The organism is Thalassospira profundimaris (genome assembly GCF_003326795.1).
GTDB classification, from domain to species: domain Bacteria; phylum Pseudomonadota; class Alphaproteobacteria; order Rhodospirillales; family Thalassospiraceae; genus Thalassospira; species Thalassospira profundimaris_C.
Window position 1 is genome coordinate 67,446 of record NZ_JPWI01000012.1, and the last position, 15,578, is coordinate 83,023.

Consider the following 15,578-nt stretch of genomic DNA (forward strand, 5'->3'; position numbering starts at 1 on the left):
ATCAACGTGTGATCAGATCGACGCTGTGGCGGGAAACGCTTTCATTGCCGGTCTCGGTGACAATCACCGAATGGCCCGGACACATTGCGATCCCGGTTTCACTATCCATCAGGATCATGTGCAGGAAGAATACCATACCGGGTTCGGCAATGACCGGATTGCCATGATAGAACATTGGCCAGTCCATCCAGTTCGGTGCAAAGGTCGTTCCCATTGAATAACCGCAGGCATTAAGCCGGTGGGCCTGCATCCCCGCCTGATCACATACCCGGGCATAGGCATCAAAGACCTTGCCAATTGGCTCACCGGGGCGGAGCGCCTCGCGGCAGGCGACCAGCGCATCAGTTGCAACCTTGTGCATTTCGATATGACGCGGCAGGGCCTTGCCAACCGGGATCGTGCGCATCATTGCCGCATGGTAGTGGCGATATGCACCGGCCCATTCCAGCGTGATCTGGTCGGTTTCGCCAATATGTTTGCGGCCTGTGAAATACCGGCACAGAAGGGCATCCCGCCCGGCCCCGATAATGAATTCATTACCCGGATAATCGCCACCACCCGAGAAAATGGCACCTTGCATGGCGGCAAGAATATCGCCCTCAAAGGCACCGGCATGGACCGTATCAAGGGCAGCATCCCATGCGTCATCGGCCAGTTCGGCGGCCTTGCGGATGTAATCAAGTTCAGCGGCACTTTTGACAACGCGCAGTTCGGACACCAGTCCGGAAGCATCTTCAAGCGAACAGAAACCATCAAGGGCAGTTTCGAGCTTTTTGCCATTGGCTGCCGTCAGGCCATAGGCCTCATACTCGACGCCGAGTTTCTTGCCGGAACAGCCGAATTCGGCAAGCATGTCACGCAGCTGGAAGGCCGGATTGACATTCGGGCCATCGACCCAGATGCGAATATCTTCAATGTCCGAGGTATGTTGTGCCTGCCGCAAATCCGGGGCGCGGGTGATCAGCGCGACGCGACCATCAACGCCCAGATAAAGGCACTGGAAGAACACATAACCGAATGTGTCATATCCGGTCAGGTAAAACATGCTTTCCTGACGGAACATCAACAACCCGTCCAGCCCTTTTTTTTCGAGCTTTTCAATTGTGCGGGCGCGGCGGTTTGCCAGTTCCTGGCGTTCAAAATGCAGTGCCATGAGACTTATCCCTGATGTGTGTTTGTTTGCAGCGATGCTAGCAGAGATTTTTCAGGGCAAATAGTAAAAATGACAATTCAACATTAAATTGATGACAAAGTGTAATTGTTTGAGTGGGGCTGTCTTGCCACCACTAGTTATTTTTCATTTGTAATCAGATATTTCCCGAGAAAAACCTGTAAAATCGTCGAGTGGGGAATAGAAATTTCAGTAAACCCACCTAAATGAAATATGACGGCACTATTACAGGTGGGGGAGAGAAATGTGCCGGGATTGCTTGTGACCGTCCCATAAAGGAGGCAAGAGTGGCGAGCTTGAACAAACTCTCTGGAAATTCAGAACGGGAAACGTCTGCGTTCCGACCTTATAAAAAGCCGAACTATAACAAATGGCGCCGGGATGACCTTTATCATCTTGCACAACAGCAAGGGATTGAAGATCGCGCCAATATGAGCAATGAAGAGCTCGCGCGGGCTCTGAGCCGCGCCCAGTCCGGCGCGCCATAAATCCGGTTGCCTGCATCAGGCTGAACGCAATCTGATCAACAATCCAGCAACGGCTGCAAGTATCAGATGAGGTAAATCCTTGTTTGCGCGGTTATGTTGTGCCTCAAAGAAAGATAATATAATTCAGTAGGTTCACTTGGATTTAGAGCGGTGGCATGTGGCAAATCAGTGAATATTATGGATTTTCTAAAGTAAACTTGCGCAGTCTGATTGACCTTTGAGGCGAAATTCACTATCCGGTCGTATGGATGGCTGAAATTTTTACTTGGCCTTGGATGGTGTTTCGTCGGGGAACGAGAATTGCGCGGGATTTTTTTGTGTCTGTTTGGGGGCGGACTGTTCTTTGCCATGGCATCGATTCAGGCCCGCGCAGACCAAAACGAAAGCCAGCCGGACCATATTCGTGTGGCCTTTATCAATCCGGGATATGGTGATCGCGGCTTCTGGAAGGATGTCCGCGATACCATGCAGGCTGCTGCCGATCAGTTTGGCTACGAACTGATCGTGTTTGACAGCGACCGGGACTGGAAAATGATGGTTGAAAGTGCGCAAAAGGCATTTGCGCTTCAACCGCCGCCTGACTTCATTATCGCCGTGAACGAGTATCAGCAGGGAACCCGTATTGTGCTGGAGGCAGAACAGCGCGGCATACCTGTGATCATGTTGCTCAATGACCTGACCGAGGAACAAAAAGACACGTATGGTCGGCCGCGCAAAGACATAAAAAACTGGATCCTGACCCTGACCCCCGATAACGAACGGGCAGGCTATGATATTGCAAAATCCCTGATTGACGGCGCACGTGCGGTTAACGCTGATCAGTTGCCAGGGAAACTGTGTCTGTTGTCGATTGCGGGTGACCGGAAAACGCCAGCCTCACTGGAACGTCTTACCGGACTTGATCATGCCCTAAGCCGCTATCCTGTCCTTGATGAACAGCGCCGGCTGGTCGCCAACTGGTCGTATGACGAGGCTTATCGACAGACAGAGGCCTGGTTAAAGCGCGGTGGATGTATAGATGCGGTTTGGGCCGCCAATGACAATATTGCTCTGGGTGCGATTGCGGCACTTGAAGCTGCTGGAAAAATACCGGGACAGGATGTTGTCATTGGTGGTCTGAACTGGTCCAGAGAGGGGCTGGCAGCTGTCCTGAATAATCAGATGACATTAACCCATGGCGGACATTTCTTTGCCGGGGCCTGGGTCATGGTGCTGTTGCATGACTATATTAACGATGTTGCAATTTTGAAAGACACTCCCGAAATAACTTTCAGAATGGAAGCTGTTACGCGTGCAAACCTGCCCGAGTTTGGCGATGTTCTGTTTTCACGGGATTGGAATAAAATAGATTTCTCCCGGTTTAGTCTTGTCAATTCACCCACCCGGTCCGAATATCAGTTCGGACTTTTGACGCAGAGCCACCGCCAATAAAAAGCAAAAGCGTCCGAAAAAGAACGACCTTAAGCGAATGAGGGAAGCTGGCTTGCCAAAGAAGTTGGACGAAACGCATAACGATATGCTGGCCGGTTTGAAGCTGGGGAGTACAATTGCTGCCCGTCAGCTTAAATATTCGATGCTTCTCGCCCTTGGGCTCGGTTTGATAATCGTTGTGCTACGCGGTTATCACGATTATCAATGGCTTGCGGAAATTTACCACCAAAGCAATCAAAGGGTTACGTCGTCCAACGTGCCTGTGGCTGTTCAGTCGCTTCTTCGGCGTGACAGAGAACTCGCGGACGTGATGGCACGCGGCATGATGAACCAGCGTTCCATTCAGCGGGTCACCTTGCTCAATGCCGAACACGGTATCTTTTTTGACAGAGAGCGCCCTGCCGGTGAAATTCCGACCAGCCTGTGGGGGGATAGAATGTATGGTGGCATTCAAACCGTTATTGTGCCGGTTCGAGACCCCGAACAAAGGCCCGCAGCCACTGTTGGCGAAATGGTTGTCGTTTACAATCCCCAGGTTTTTACAAGCGCCTTTATGTCAAGGTTGTCATGGTCATTTCTGACAACAATGGTGCTTGCTGTCGTGATGGCCTTCATGTTTGCCGCGCTGAGCTATTATATTTTATCGCGCCCGTTGGTGCAGTTGGCGAACTATCTGGTCCGGTCCGACCCGTCAGATGACACGCGGCCCTTGGAAATGCCGCCATATCACAGGTATGACGACGAAATTCAGTTATTGGGATCTGTGACGGTAGGACTTTTTGGCGTCATCCGGAGACAGATTGGTCAGTTGCGCAAGGCGCGCGATGAGTTGATGGATGCCAATGTCAATCTTGAAGCCAGGGTTGCTGAACGCACCGACGAGCTGAAAGAGGCCATGCAAAAGCTTGAAGTGCAGGCATCAACCGACTCACTTACAAGCTTGCCCAACCGGCGATCATATCTTGCCCGTTTTGAAGAAGCTGTTTCAACATGGCGTCGTCGCGATACACCAGTATCAATCATCCTGCTTGATATTGACCGTTTCAAGTCCATTAACGATACCTATGGCCATCAGACCGGCGACGCGGTTCTGGTTGAGTTATCCAGGATCATGCGGGCAACCGTGCGCGAGATTGATCTTCCTGCGCGTATGGGTGGCGAGGAGTTCGCTGTCTTGCTTCCGGGGGAAGAAATTGCTGGGGCACTTAAACTGGCAGAGCGACTGCGCGTGGCCTTTGAAAATGCATCGGTGTCGTTCGGGGGAAATGTTGTTTCATTTACCGCGAGTTTTGGTGTAGCCGGATTGCCGTCCACCCAAAGCTTGAAATTGTTTGATGCAGATATCCGCGGGTATATCCAAAGCCTCAAGGACTGGGAAAACAGCGATATTTCCAGTGTTATGTATTCTCTGGCTGATCGCGCGCTTTATGAGGCCAAGGAAAATGGCCGAAATCGCTGTAAACAATGCGACTTCAGGCAAATCCCGGACTATTCGGAGGCCTGACTGCCGGTTGATATCAGTTGCGCCCGTCGTCATTCCCCTGACGGGAAATGCGGATATCGCGGTGAATTGATACACTCATCAACAGACCAAAACTGACCAGAATGGTCATCATCACCGTGCCACCATAGGACACAAGCGGCAGCGGAACGCCGACAACCGGTATCAGGCCCATTACCATTGCGATATTGATAAAGACATAGAGGAAGAAGGTCGATGTCACCCCGATCGCGACCAGTCGTCCGAACTGGTTCCGGCAGCGAAGGGCAATGATATAGCCATAGGTAATGACAAGCGCATAAAGTGCAAGCAGGGCAAGCCCGCCAACCAGCCCGAATTCCTCGCCCAGCATGGTAAAGATAAAGTCGGTCTGCTTTTCAGGCAGGAAATTCAGATGACTTTGCGAACCCAGCATGAAACCTTTGCCAAATAATCCCCCGGAACCTAATGCGATCTTTGACTGGGTAATGTGATAGCCGGCGCCCAGCGGATCATTTTCGGGGTTAAGGAAGGTCAGAACGCGGTTCTTCTGATAATCGCGCAGAAACTGCCAGCCAATCGGAATTGCGGCAAGGGCACTGCCCAGAATAAGCGCAAATTTCCACATGCGAACTCCGGCCAGCCAGAAAATAACACCTCCACCGGCGATCAGCAGCAAGGCCGTTCCCAGATCCGGCTGGCGCAGAACAAGTGCCGCTGGTGCCAGAACCATCAAAAGAGGCGGGATCAGGAGTGTGATACGCCCGGTATCCTCGACCGTCAGCCCATGGAAATAGCGGGCCAGAGCAAGCACCAGCGAGATTTTCATAAGTTCTGACGGTTGCAGCTGGAAGAAACCAAGATTGATCCAGCGCTGTGCGCCCATGCCGATATCGCCCTTGATTTCGACACCAACCAAAAGCACAAGCGCCACAAAGTAAGAGAAATACGCAAGTTTCAGCCAAACCCGAATATCGGTGACCGCAATGACAATCATCAGAACTGCGCCTACAGCAAAGCGCATCATCTGACGTTCGGCCCAAGGCTGGAGCGATCCGTTGGCAGCGGAATAAAGCATGGCAAAGCCGATCCCGGACAGGGCGGCAATCAACAGAACCAGCGTCCAGTTCAACAATAGAAGACGGCGTCCAATCGGAACGTAATCGGGATCTTCACCAATGCGATATTTGCTCATGGCCATGGATCAGCCCTCATTCTCGTTGTTTTGGGCTGTGCGTGGCCGCAATTGCGCACTGTTGGGCAGGTTGGCAGCCGAGATACCCTGACGCGCAGATTGAAGTTCCTGTGCCTTTTGCAAAAGGTCACGAACAATTGGTCCGGCAACACCCGAACCACCGCCACCATGCTCCACCACGACACTACAGGCATAGCGCGGGTTATCAACCGGTGCGAAGGCAACAAACAATGCATGGTCGCGATATTTCCATGGCAATTCATCATTGCCCAGAACACCGGTCGTCTGACGTTCACGCATCGTAATACGGCGGACCTGGCTGGTGCCACTTTTGCCCGCCATTTCCATACCCTCGGTCTTGATGCGCGCACCATAACCTGTGCCGCGTATCTCGTTGGTCACGCCGTTCATGCTGTCGCGAATACGCGCAAGGTTGGCGCGGCTGACCTGAAGTTCGGGGAATTCTTCGGCTTCGCGACTGGATACACCATCAGGTGTCACGTGATCACGTGTCAGATGCGGTTTGACGGCCTTGCCCGATGCCAATCGCGCGGTCATGGTGCAGAGCTGCAGTGGCGTAGCCAGAACATAGCCCTGACCAATCGAGGCAATCAGGGTTTCACCGCCCTGCCAGCGCTTGCCAAGCTGGATTTCTTTCCAGTCCTTGGTCGGGATCAGGCCGCTTCGTTCATTCGGCAGATCAATGCCGGTCTCTTCGCCCAGACCAAGCTTGTGAGCCATGGCAGCAATCCGGTCGATACCGATTTTCTGCGATATTTCATAGTAATAGACATCGCAGGAATGCTTGAGCGAGTCATGCATGTTCATCCAGCCGTGGCCACCGCGTTTCCAGCAATGGAAACGGGCATTGCCCAGATCAAGATACCCGTTACAGAAGAACTTCTGGTTCGGTGAAATGATCCCGGCTTCAAGCCCTGCAAGTGCGACACACATCTTGAAGGTCGACCCCGGTGCATAGGTCCCGTTCACCGCCTTGTTTGACAGCGGCGCATAGGGGTTATTGACCAGACTGTTCCAGAGTTTGTGCGAAATACCGTTGGTAAAGGCGTTCGGATCATATGTCGGGTGCGATGCCAGGGCGAGAACCTCGCCATTATGGATATCCATGACGACGGCCGATGCACTTTCCTGATCCGAAAGACGCTGATTGGCGTAGCGTTGCAATTCGAGATCAAGCGTCATGACAACCGTGTTGCCACTATCGCCTTCTTCGCGTTCAAGTTCGCGGATCACACGGCCAAGTGCGTTAACCTCGACCTGGCTGGTGCCAGCTGTCCCGCGCAGTGCAAGATCGTAGACCTTTTCAACGCCACTTTTGCCGATGGTAAAGCCCGGCAGTTCCAGCAACGGATCGCCAGTCAGTTCCTTTTCCGATACAGCGGCAACATAACCCAGCGTATGGGCCAGATGCGGTCCTTCGGGATAATCGCGCGACCGTCCGGCATCAATGATCAGACCGGGCAGGTCAGGGGCATTTACCCCGACACGCGCGACTTCATCCCATGTCAGATTGTCACGCACTGTGACAGGTACAAAGGAACGGCGACGTGCAACATCCCGTTCAACACGTTCAATCGTGTCAGGGCCAAGTTCGATAATCTGGTCAAGGATTTCAAGTGTGCGACGCACGTCGGGTGTTTGTTCGCGCACGATCATGATGTGATAGTTCTGACGATTGATCGCAAGCGGTTCACCAAATCGGTCGGTGACCAATCCGCGCGGTGGTGGCAATAATCGATGCGAGATACGGTTTTCATCGGCCAGCGTGCGGTAGCGGTCGCTTTCAAGCACCTGCAGGTAATACATCCTTGCAGCCAGACCGGTCAGCAAAACACCCTTGCCAGCACCGAGCATAAGGGCGCGTCGGGTGAACATTCTGAATCTGTCTGAGTCGCGATGCCACATGGGCGAAGAATACCTGTCTTTTAGACGCGTCGTTACAGTTAGAAACTGCAGATTTCTGCCCGTTTTATCCCGGTTGGCAGAACTTGGAAACCATCTTGTTCAAGCATATCCGATAGGCGTTGCCAAAACATCAATTTTGCACAGGGTTTCAAAGCTAGCCTGCTGTCCTACACATAGCGCAGAAGGCTGTTTTGTGCACGGGCCAGCGCCCAGGCAACAATGGGAAACAGAACTGCCGTCAGGACATAACTGATTATGGTTGCCTTTATGGGCAAAAAGGCCTCGATCAGTGCTGAGCTTAGAAGCCATTGCACCAGAAATGCCGGGATCGCCACGAGGGCAAAACCCCACCACATCACACTAAATGGCTTGTTATGGAAAAAACGTCCCTGACTGGCCGATCCGGTCTGTACCAAAAGCAGGACAAGTGAACTGACACCAAGCGGCAGCCCCATCAAAAGATCCTGAAGCAGGCCAAGCAGGAAGGCGGCAACGGCTGTCAAAAGATCAGGTCTGTTCACCGACCAGTAGAATACGGCCATCAGGGCGAGGGCCGGTGACGCGGTTGCCAGCAACGGAACACTGACAGGAAGCAGGTTGATCAGTAAAAGGACGAAAACGCTGAAAGCTGGAAAAAGGCCACGCGCGACAACGTCCAGTCGATGCCAGACGCCGGGTTTCACGGGGTCGCCCCGTTTGAAGGAGCGTTCGATGTTGCAGGCGCATTTTCCGGTACCACCCCAACACCCATGGGAATGTCAGGTGAGAGCTGGGTATCGTTATGGTTGACCGGAGACTGGCTTTCGCGGATGCGTTTTTCGCTCAGAATGCCCTGAAGGCCGTAATCGGCAACGCGCAGATATTCCAGCTGATGACGGCGGAACAATGGGGCGACGCGCACTGCATTTTCCGAAACCGATGAGACAACGCCAATCGGGATACCCGGCGGGAAGGCGCCACCATGACCCGATGTCAGAATGCGATCCCCAGGTGCGACAGCCGCATCCGCGGTCAGGAAAGTCAGAAGCGGACGGTTGGTGTTGTCACCCGACAGGAATGCGCGATCACGCGAGTTTTCAACAATGACCGGTACGCGCGAGTTGATGTCCGTGATCAGAAGAACACGCGATGCCTGATAACCGGCCTCTGCAACGCGGCCAACCAGCCCTTCATCAGAAATAACGGCTTGCCCCTTGGCAACGCCATCACGCGATCCGGCTGATATCATAACACTGTGCGCATAAGCGCCACCCATGTCAGCAATCACCCGCGAGGTGACCAGATGCAGGGCAGGCGGATTGGTGTAACGCGCAAGTTCACGAAGACGAACATTTTCATGCGACAGATTGCGCGCTGCCTGCTGCCAGGCCAGCAGCTGCTGGTTTTCTCGGCGCAGGCGTTCGTTTTCTTCGTAAAGATGGGCAAGATTGTAAATCTTGTCGGTCAGTTCATTGATGCTGGCCGCAGGACGGGAAATGACATTCATGACCGGGGATACAAGATCGGCAGATGCGGCACGGATACGTTCGATCAGAACTGTATCAGCCTTGCCCAGAAGCATCAGTCCGAAAGCCGTAAAGATCAGCAATATAAAAGCGAAGCGGTGAAGCGCCGTGCGTAACGGCGAAAAGATTCGCTGCTGCGGACCGCCATGCTGTGCCAATGTATTCCCCGCAATTTCCCAAAAGGTCGTCTCAAATCCCGAACGGGATATTCAACCATAACGAAATCACCGAGTCGCGTCCAGTGTGGATACGACCCGGTGATGACTTTTATCGTCAAATTTTAGTATGCAGTGTGCAGAACGTTGCGAAGCATCTTTTTCTCTTCGAGTGCGCGACCGGTACCGAGCGCAACACAGGAAAGAGGATCGTCTGCGATCGAAACCGGAAGACCGGTTGCGTGACGCAGGACATAGTCAAGATTGCCAAGCATTGCACCACCGCCGGTCAGGACAATGCCCTTGTCGACGATATCTGCTGCCAGTTCCGGCGGGGTCTGCTCAAGGGCGACCTTTACAGCCTCGATAATGGCTGAGACCGGTTCTGCAAGGCTTTCTGCGATCTGGCGTTCAGAGATCAGAAGTTCTTTAGGAACACCATTCATCAGGTCACGGCCACGGATTTCAACCGTTGCACCATCACCATCATCAGGAGCACAGGCCGAACCGATTTCCTTCTTGATACGTTCGGCGGTGCTTTCGCCGACCAGAAGGTTATGGGTGCGACGGATATAGGCGATGATCGCCTCGTCCATCTTGTCGCCGCCAACGCGGACCGAACGTGCATAGACGATACCGCCCAGCGACAGAACAGCGACCTCGGTGGTGCCGCCGCCAATATCAACAACCATCGAGCCGGTCGGCTCGGTGACGGGAAGACCCGCGCCAATGGCAGCTGCCATCGGTTCGTCAATCAACCAGACCTTGCGCGCGCCAGCGCTTTCAGCGCTTTCCTGAATGGCGCGGCGTTCAACTGCGGTCGAACCGGAAGGTACGCAGATAATGACTTCCGGGCTCGCGAAGTTGCGACGGTTATGGACCTTGCGGATGAAGTGCTTGATCATCTCTTCGGCGATGTGGAATTCCGCAATAACACCGTCACGCAACGGGCGGATCGCCTGAATGTACCCCGGGGTACGACCGAGCATTTGCTTGGCTTCTTCACCAACTGCAAGGACCTGTTTTTTGCCTTTTTCGTCGGTAATGGCCACCACGGATGGTTCGTTCAGGACGATGCCGCGTCCTTTAACGTAAACCAGTGTGTTCGCGGTGCCCAGATCCACCGCCATGTCGGAGGATAAAACCCCAAGAAGCTTGGAAAACATTCCTGCCCTATGCCCCGGTTAATAGTAAAATCTTGAATACGAATGTACCGGCTTTGATAGCGCAAGGAACAAGCCGATGCACGAATAATCTGCGCAGGGGATTGAGGAATAATTAAGGCGCGTAATTTTCCTGAAATAAGGGTGGAAAAACATGATCAGGAATATGGTCTTGGCGGATTAATTCAATTTTGTCGCTGTTTTTCTGTAAATCCGGTTTCAGCAAGGAAATTGGTCACAAGTGCGATTGTTGGAGACCCTGTTTCTATTTTCAGCTCTTTGCGAGTCGCTTGTTTTTCAATTATTTCGCCGCTTTCGACCATCTCGAAGCGCACCGGCGCCCGGTCATCTGTCAGGTCGCGATCCATCCGCCATTTACACCAGGAAGGTGGATTGAACGGATCGTTTCTGACCCCGATCAAAAGACTGGGGACGAAATTGTTCATTTCCGACATGCATTGCGGACGCAACCCGATCAGCGTGCGAAACCGGTTGGTGTAATGTTTGGCATGGCCATCGCGATAGATTGCGAGTTGTGCCGCACCCGCACCGTAGCCATAACCGAAAACGGCAATGCGATCCGGGTCGATATCTTTTTGGCTGGCAAGATAGTCAAGCGCACTGAGCGCATCAAACGCCCAGAATGACAAACCGTGTTTGGGGTTTTGAAGCTGTCCCCCACCACAATAATCCTGTGCCGGATGGGCTTGCCCCGGCGAGATCAGAAGAACACTGATCCCCGCCGTTTGCAAAGTTGTTATCCAGTCTAGCGGAAAGTGGTCGTCGCAATCGGGAAGAGCAACGATTGCAGCGTGTTTGTTTGCAGAACCCGGCATGTCTTCGGATGGGCCGTAATATTGCGCCGGAATGCTGGATTGCAGGGTGACATCGACATCGGGGACCGCTTTGCCCTGATCAATCAGGCGCTTGCGCAGACCGCTTAGCGGATAGGGAAGGGACGGGATCGTAACCGACACTGCCGCAGGCGTTTGTGCAGCCGAGTGTGCCGGGATCAACACAATGCCAAAGGTCAGGCACAGCATCATACCAACAATAAGGAAAATCGTTGCGGTACGGTCAGGCGTGTTTGGTCCGGTCATGGTCAAACCCCTTTCGCAAATATCCGTAATCCTACCACATCGGGTGGTTGGGGGCTATTTACACGAAAGGGGTGTGGGTGTTCGACCAAGGGTTAGATATATTCGATGGTGCTGCCCTCGGCGATCAGATCAATTCGGTCATGCGCGACGTCCGCTTGCGCAATCAGATGTGAAGCCGGCTCAAGGTAAAGCGGGAAGGTTGAATGATGGATCGGAAGAACGTTCGGGTTCCCCAGCAGGCCTGCCAGTTCAAGAACCTCCTTTGCGCCCATGCTGATCAGGCCAAGCGGGCCGGTGGCGCCAACCGCACCCATATGCGGGATCAGAATATCGGGCTGTCCAATGCGGCGAATGCTCGCAAGCACTTCCTCTGTGGCGAATGTATCGCCGGTCCAGTAGACGTCTTTTTTCCAGTTGCCGGATTCAAACCGCAGCCAATAGCCGTTTCCCTTGCCAAGCATGGCACTGACTTGCGGATTGGCTGAATGATGGGCAGGGATCGCCCTGATACTGATCTTTCCATTGTCGGTCGCGATCGTTTTGCTGACGCCCCAATCAAGGGGGATCTGGTTGGTAAATCCCTTGGTGCCCAGCTTGTCTGCGTCCGCCGGCGGCAAGATGGTAGAAAGTGTTTTGGGGATCGTTGCCTCGGCTTTCTGATCGAAATGGTCCTCGTGCAGGTGACTGAGCATCATCAAGTCGATGGACGAAACATCAACGCCGGGGAATGGTGTGTTCCGGGCATGAAAACGTGGCGTGGGTCCGGTTTTCAGGTCGAACATCGCATTCGGATCGGGCATGAAATAGGCTTCCTTACCCTCGCCAAAGGTCGGGTCGGTCAGGATCGTAAAGTCGTCAAACTTGATCAGCATGGTTGCACCACCCAGCCAGGAAATTGCAAGGCGTGGGGCGGCTGGTGCCCGTGACGGGGTGTTGGCCCCCGCTGTGTGGGCAATCGTTGCCGCTGCGGCAATGCCGCCAAGGCCACCAAGGCCGGATAACATGAAGTCACGTCTTTTCATCAGGCACCTCTTTGGATCGAAACAAATGATGCGGCACCTTACAAATGAAGTGTTCATCCAATAAAGACGGATAATGTTGGATGAATAAACTGAAAAAAATGGACAATGGATCGCGGTTGAGGTGAAATATCGCGATGAACTTTTCACAAATCCAGACATTCATCGAGGTTGCAGACGCAGGCAGCTTTGCCGCTGCGGCGCGCCGGTTATCGGTCCCGCGTTCTACGGTGACGGCGCGCGTCGCAGCATTGGAGGAGCATCTTGCCGTGCGCCTGTTGCATCGAACCACGCGACAGGTGTCCTTGACCGATGACGGGCAACGCTATCTTGATCATTGCCGTGCGGCCGTTGCCCTGTTGCAGGAAGGCGAGGCGGATCTGTCCCAATATGCAGTGCCATCCGGACAAATCCGGATCTCGGTGCCGGTCGATTATCCCAAAATGCTTTTGGCTGAGCAGATCACATCATTTCGCGCCAATTACCCGGATGTCAGATTTGTGGTCAATGTCAGTGACCAGACTGTTGATCTGGTGGGCGAGAACTATGACATTGCCTTGCGCGGGCGTCATCCGGGCCGCGATGGCTTGATTGCGCGGCGCCTGCGGTTTGAACCGATGGGGCTTTTTGCCCGTCCGGGAACGTTTCCGGACGATATGTGGTCAAAGGGGACAACGCCCGCCTTGCCCATTCTGGATCATGCCAATGTCCTGCAATCGGTAAGTGATCCGGGGCTTGAATTGTCCGAGCCGCCAATTCGTACCGGGAATTTTGAACTGGCGCGCAGTCTTGCCGCCAAGGGCGCGCTTGCGGCAATCCTGCCCATCAGTGGCTGTGCGGATGATGTTGCCAAGGGTAAGTTGGTTCAGATCACATGCCCGGTCGAGCTGGAGGCTCTTGCCCTTTATATCGTGATGCCAAGCCGCCGCCAGCTTCCCAAACGTGTGCGATTGTTTATCGATCATCTGGTTGACCAGTTCAAATAGGTCATTTGGATCGCGCACGGCACAGTCAATTAAAAAGGGCGACCCGAAGGCCGCCCCTTTACATTAAGAAGTTCAAGAAACCTGATCAGGATGCCATGGCATCAGGGGCGGTTTTTTTGCTTTTCTCGATCAGTTTGTTTACGGCGGTCACATAGGCCATGCAGGATGCGACAACGGTATCGGTATCCGATGCATTGCCAACCACCGTGCGGTCCTCGCCATCAAGCTTGACCGTTACGGTGCCCTGGGCATCGGTGCCCTCGGTCACAGCATGCACCTGATAGAGTTTCAGACGCCAGTCATGCGGATAGATTGCCTTGATTGCATTGAAAGTCGCATCAATGGGCCCGTCGCCGGTGGTTTTGGCGGAGCGAACTTCGCCATCAACGCTCAGTTCCAGTTCGGCTGTCTGCGGACCCTTGGAGCCACAGGTAACCGTCAGACCAACAAACTTGATATGTTCGTTATCGCGCATGCCGTCATCGACCAGTGCAACGATATCGTCGTCATAGACTTCTTTCTTTTTGTCGGCCAGATCCTTGAAGCGGGCAAAAGCGTCTTCAATCGCATTGTCCCCCAGATCGGCAAAGCCCAATTCCTTGAGCTTCTCGCGGAAGGCATGGCGACCGGAATGCTTGCCCATAACCAGGCTTGATTTGTTCAGGCCAATGGTTTCCGGCTTCATGATTTCATAGGTCTCGGAGTTTTTCAGGAAACCGTCCTGATGGATGCCGCTTTCGTGGGCGAAGGCATTGGCACCAACAATCGCCTTGTTCGGCTGAACCACAAAGCCCGACACGGCCGAAACCAGACGCGATGCATTCATGATCTTGGTGGTGTCGATGCCCGTGGTGAAGGGGAAGGCATCATTGCGGGTATTGATTGCCATCACAATTTCTTCGAGTGCGGCATTGCCGGCACGTTCGCCCAGGCCGTTGATGGTGCATTCAATCTGACGGGCACCGGCATTGACTGCCGAGATAGAGTTGGCAACAGCCATGCCCAAATCGTTATGGCAATGAACCGACAGGATTGCCTTGTCGATGTTCGGCACGCGGTTAAACAGCATGGTCATCAGATCGGCATATTCGGTCGGTGTGGTGTAGCCAACAGTATCCGGGATGTTGATCGTGGTTGCGCCTGCATCAATGGCAGCTTCGACACAGCGGCACAGGAAGTCATGTTCGGTGCGCGAACCGTCTTCTGCCGACCATTCGACGTCATCGGTGAATTTGCGTGCCAGCGTGACACTTTCAATGACTTTTTCCAGAACGCGTTCCGGTTCCATCTGCAATTTGTATTTCATATGCAGCGGGCTGGTGGAGATGAAAGTGTGGATGCGTTTGTTTTCGGCTGGTTCCAGTGCTTCGGCAGCACGTTCAATGTCGCCTTTGGCTGCACGGGCCAACGAACAGATGGTCGGGCCTTTGACCTGTTTGGCAATTTCGTTGACGGACTGGAAATCACCATTTGATGCAATGGCAAAGCCCGCTTCGATAACATCGACCTTCAATTCTGCCAGAGCGTGCGCAACGCGCAGCTTCTCATCAAGCGTCATCGATGCACCCGGGGATTGTTCCCCGTCACGCAGGGTGGTGTCGAAAATGATGACGCGATTGTCGTTTGCACTAGCCATTGTCTTGTTTCCTGATCAAACGGGCATTGCCCGGTATATAAATTCTGTCTGGAAGGAGTGCGGGCCGTCTGGCGCGACTTTATTCCCCTGAGCTGCGGCAAATGGATCGACTATATGTCCTGTGATCCGGGCCGTCATGTTTCGCTCAGGGGCGAGTAAGTCGTAGCGAGCCTAGGGCTGCGAGACCAATAAGACCGAGTAGAAGGTTTAGGGCAGACAGCACAACGCCACCGAAAGCTTTTGCTTCGGCGCGGTCGGCATATGCATCAATGTTGCAAATGTCTGCGGTCATCGGTCTTCATCAATTGGCTTTGGTGCCAGTC

The 15,578-nt window shown here is 53.5% G+C and carries 13 protein-coding genes; 4 read left to right on the top strand and 9 right to left on the bottom strand.

Going from position 1 to position 15,578, the window contains the following annotated elements; genetic code table 11:
• Window position 1 precedes the first annotated feature (1 nt).
• The gene (locus tag TH30_RS16890) at window positions 2-1,153 is read right to left on the bottom strand and encodes a M24 family metallopeptidase (RefSeq protein WP_114099271.1); all 1,152 of its coding nucleotides are present in this window, start codon (window positions 1,151-1,153) and stop codon (window positions 2-4) included.
• A gap of 305 nt (window positions 1,154-1,458) precedes the next feature.
• On the opposite strand from TH30_RS16890, the gene TH30_RS16895 reads away from it, so the two are divergent.
• The 3 genes from TH30_RS16895 to TH30_RS16905 all read left to right on the top strand — a co-directional run bounded on the left by TH30_RS16895 (window position 1,459) and on the right by TH30_RS16905 (window position 4,594).
• Window positions 1,459-1,659 (top strand): hypothetical protein, encoded by a 201-nt coding sequence (locus TH30_RS16895; protein WP_114099358.1) that lies wholly within the window; start codon window positions 1,459-1,461, stop codon window positions 1,657-1,659.
• Between the two features lie 348 nt (window positions 1,660-2,007).
• Window positions 2,008-3,090, top strand: a complete 1,083-nt coding sequence (locus TH30_RS16900; protein ID WP_114099359.1) for an ABC transporter substrate-binding protein — start codon at window positions 2,008-2,010, stop codon at window positions 3,088-3,090.
• 52 nt (window positions 3,091-3,142) lie between these two features.
• A complete protein-coding gene (locus TH30_RS16905; protein WP_114099360.1) occupies window positions 3,143-4,594 on the top strand; it encodes a GGDEF domain-containing protein in 1,452 nt (483 codons plus the stop codon).
• Between the two features lie 13 nt (window positions 4,595-4,607).
• Here TH30_RS16905 and rodA read toward each other — a convergent pair whose 3' ends face one another.
• The 7 genes from rodA to TH30_RS16940 all read right to left on the bottom strand — a co-directional run bounded on the left by rodA (window position 4,608) and on the right by TH30_RS16940 (window position 12,636).
• Window positions 4,608-5,771, bottom strand: coding sequence for a rod shape-determining protein RodA (gene rodA, locus TH30_RS16910; protein ID WP_114099272.1), 1,164 nt, complete (start codon window positions 5,769-5,771; stop codon window positions 4,608-4,610).
• Window positions 5,772-5,774: 3 nt separating this feature from the next.
• Window positions 5,775-7,691: a penicillin-binding protein 2 gene (mrdA, locus tag TH30_RS16915; protein ID WP_114099273.1), complete on the bottom strand. Its 1,917-nt coding sequence runs from the start codon at window positions 7,689-7,691 to the stop codon at window positions 5,775-5,777.
• Between the two features lie 167 nt (window positions 7,692-7,858).
• A complete protein-coding gene (gene mreD / locus TH30_RS16920) occupies window positions 7,859-8,374 on the bottom strand; it encodes a rod shape-determining protein MreD (protein ID WP_114099274.1) in 516 nt (171 codons plus the stop codon).
• Entirely contained in the window at window positions 8,371-9,354 is a 984-nt protein-coding gene (gene mreC / locus TH30_RS16925) for a rod shape-determining protein MreC (RefSeq protein WP_114099275.1), read from the bottom strand. The genes mreD and mreC overlap by 4 nt, the downstream gene beginning before the upstream one ends.
• Window positions 9,355-9,476: 122 nt before the next feature.
• Window positions 9,477-10,517: a rod shape-determining protein gene (locus TH30_RS16930; RefSeq protein ID WP_008892088.1), complete on the bottom strand. Its 1,041-nt coding sequence runs from the start codon at window positions 10,515-10,517 to the stop codon at window positions 9,477-9,479.
• Between the two features lie 182 nt (window positions 10,518-10,699).
• Window positions 10,700-11,614 (bottom strand): alpha/beta hydrolase family protein, encoded by a 915-nt coding sequence (locus TH30_RS16935; protein ID WP_114099276.1) that lies wholly within the window; start codon window positions 11,612-11,614, stop codon window positions 10,700-10,702.
• A 92-nt stretch (window positions 11,615-11,706) separates the two neighbouring features.
• Window positions 11,707-12,636: an MBL fold metallo-hydrolase gene (locus TH30_RS16940; protein ID WP_181850359.1), complete on the bottom strand. Its 930-nt coding sequence runs from the start codon at window positions 12,634-12,636 to the stop codon at window positions 11,707-11,709.
• A gap of 134 nt (window positions 12,637-12,770) precedes the next feature.
• On the opposite strand from TH30_RS16940, the gene TH30_RS16945 reads away from it, so the two are divergent.
• A complete protein-coding gene (locus tag TH30_RS16945; RefSeq protein WP_114099278.1) occupies window positions 12,771-13,619 on the top strand; it encodes a LysR family transcriptional regulator in 849 nt (282 codons plus the stop codon).
• Between the two features lie 85 nt (window positions 13,620-13,704).
• On the opposite strand, the gene TH30_RS16950 is transcribed toward TH30_RS16945, so the two are convergent.
• Window positions 13,705-15,255 carry a 2-isopropylmalate synthase gene (locus TH30_RS16950; RefSeq protein WP_114099279.1) on the bottom strand — a complete coding sequence of 517 codons (1,551 nt, stop codon included), beginning with the start codon at window positions 15,253-15,255 and terminating at the stop codon, window positions 13,705-13,707.
• Between the last annotated feature and the right edge of the window lie 323 nt (window positions 15,256-15,578).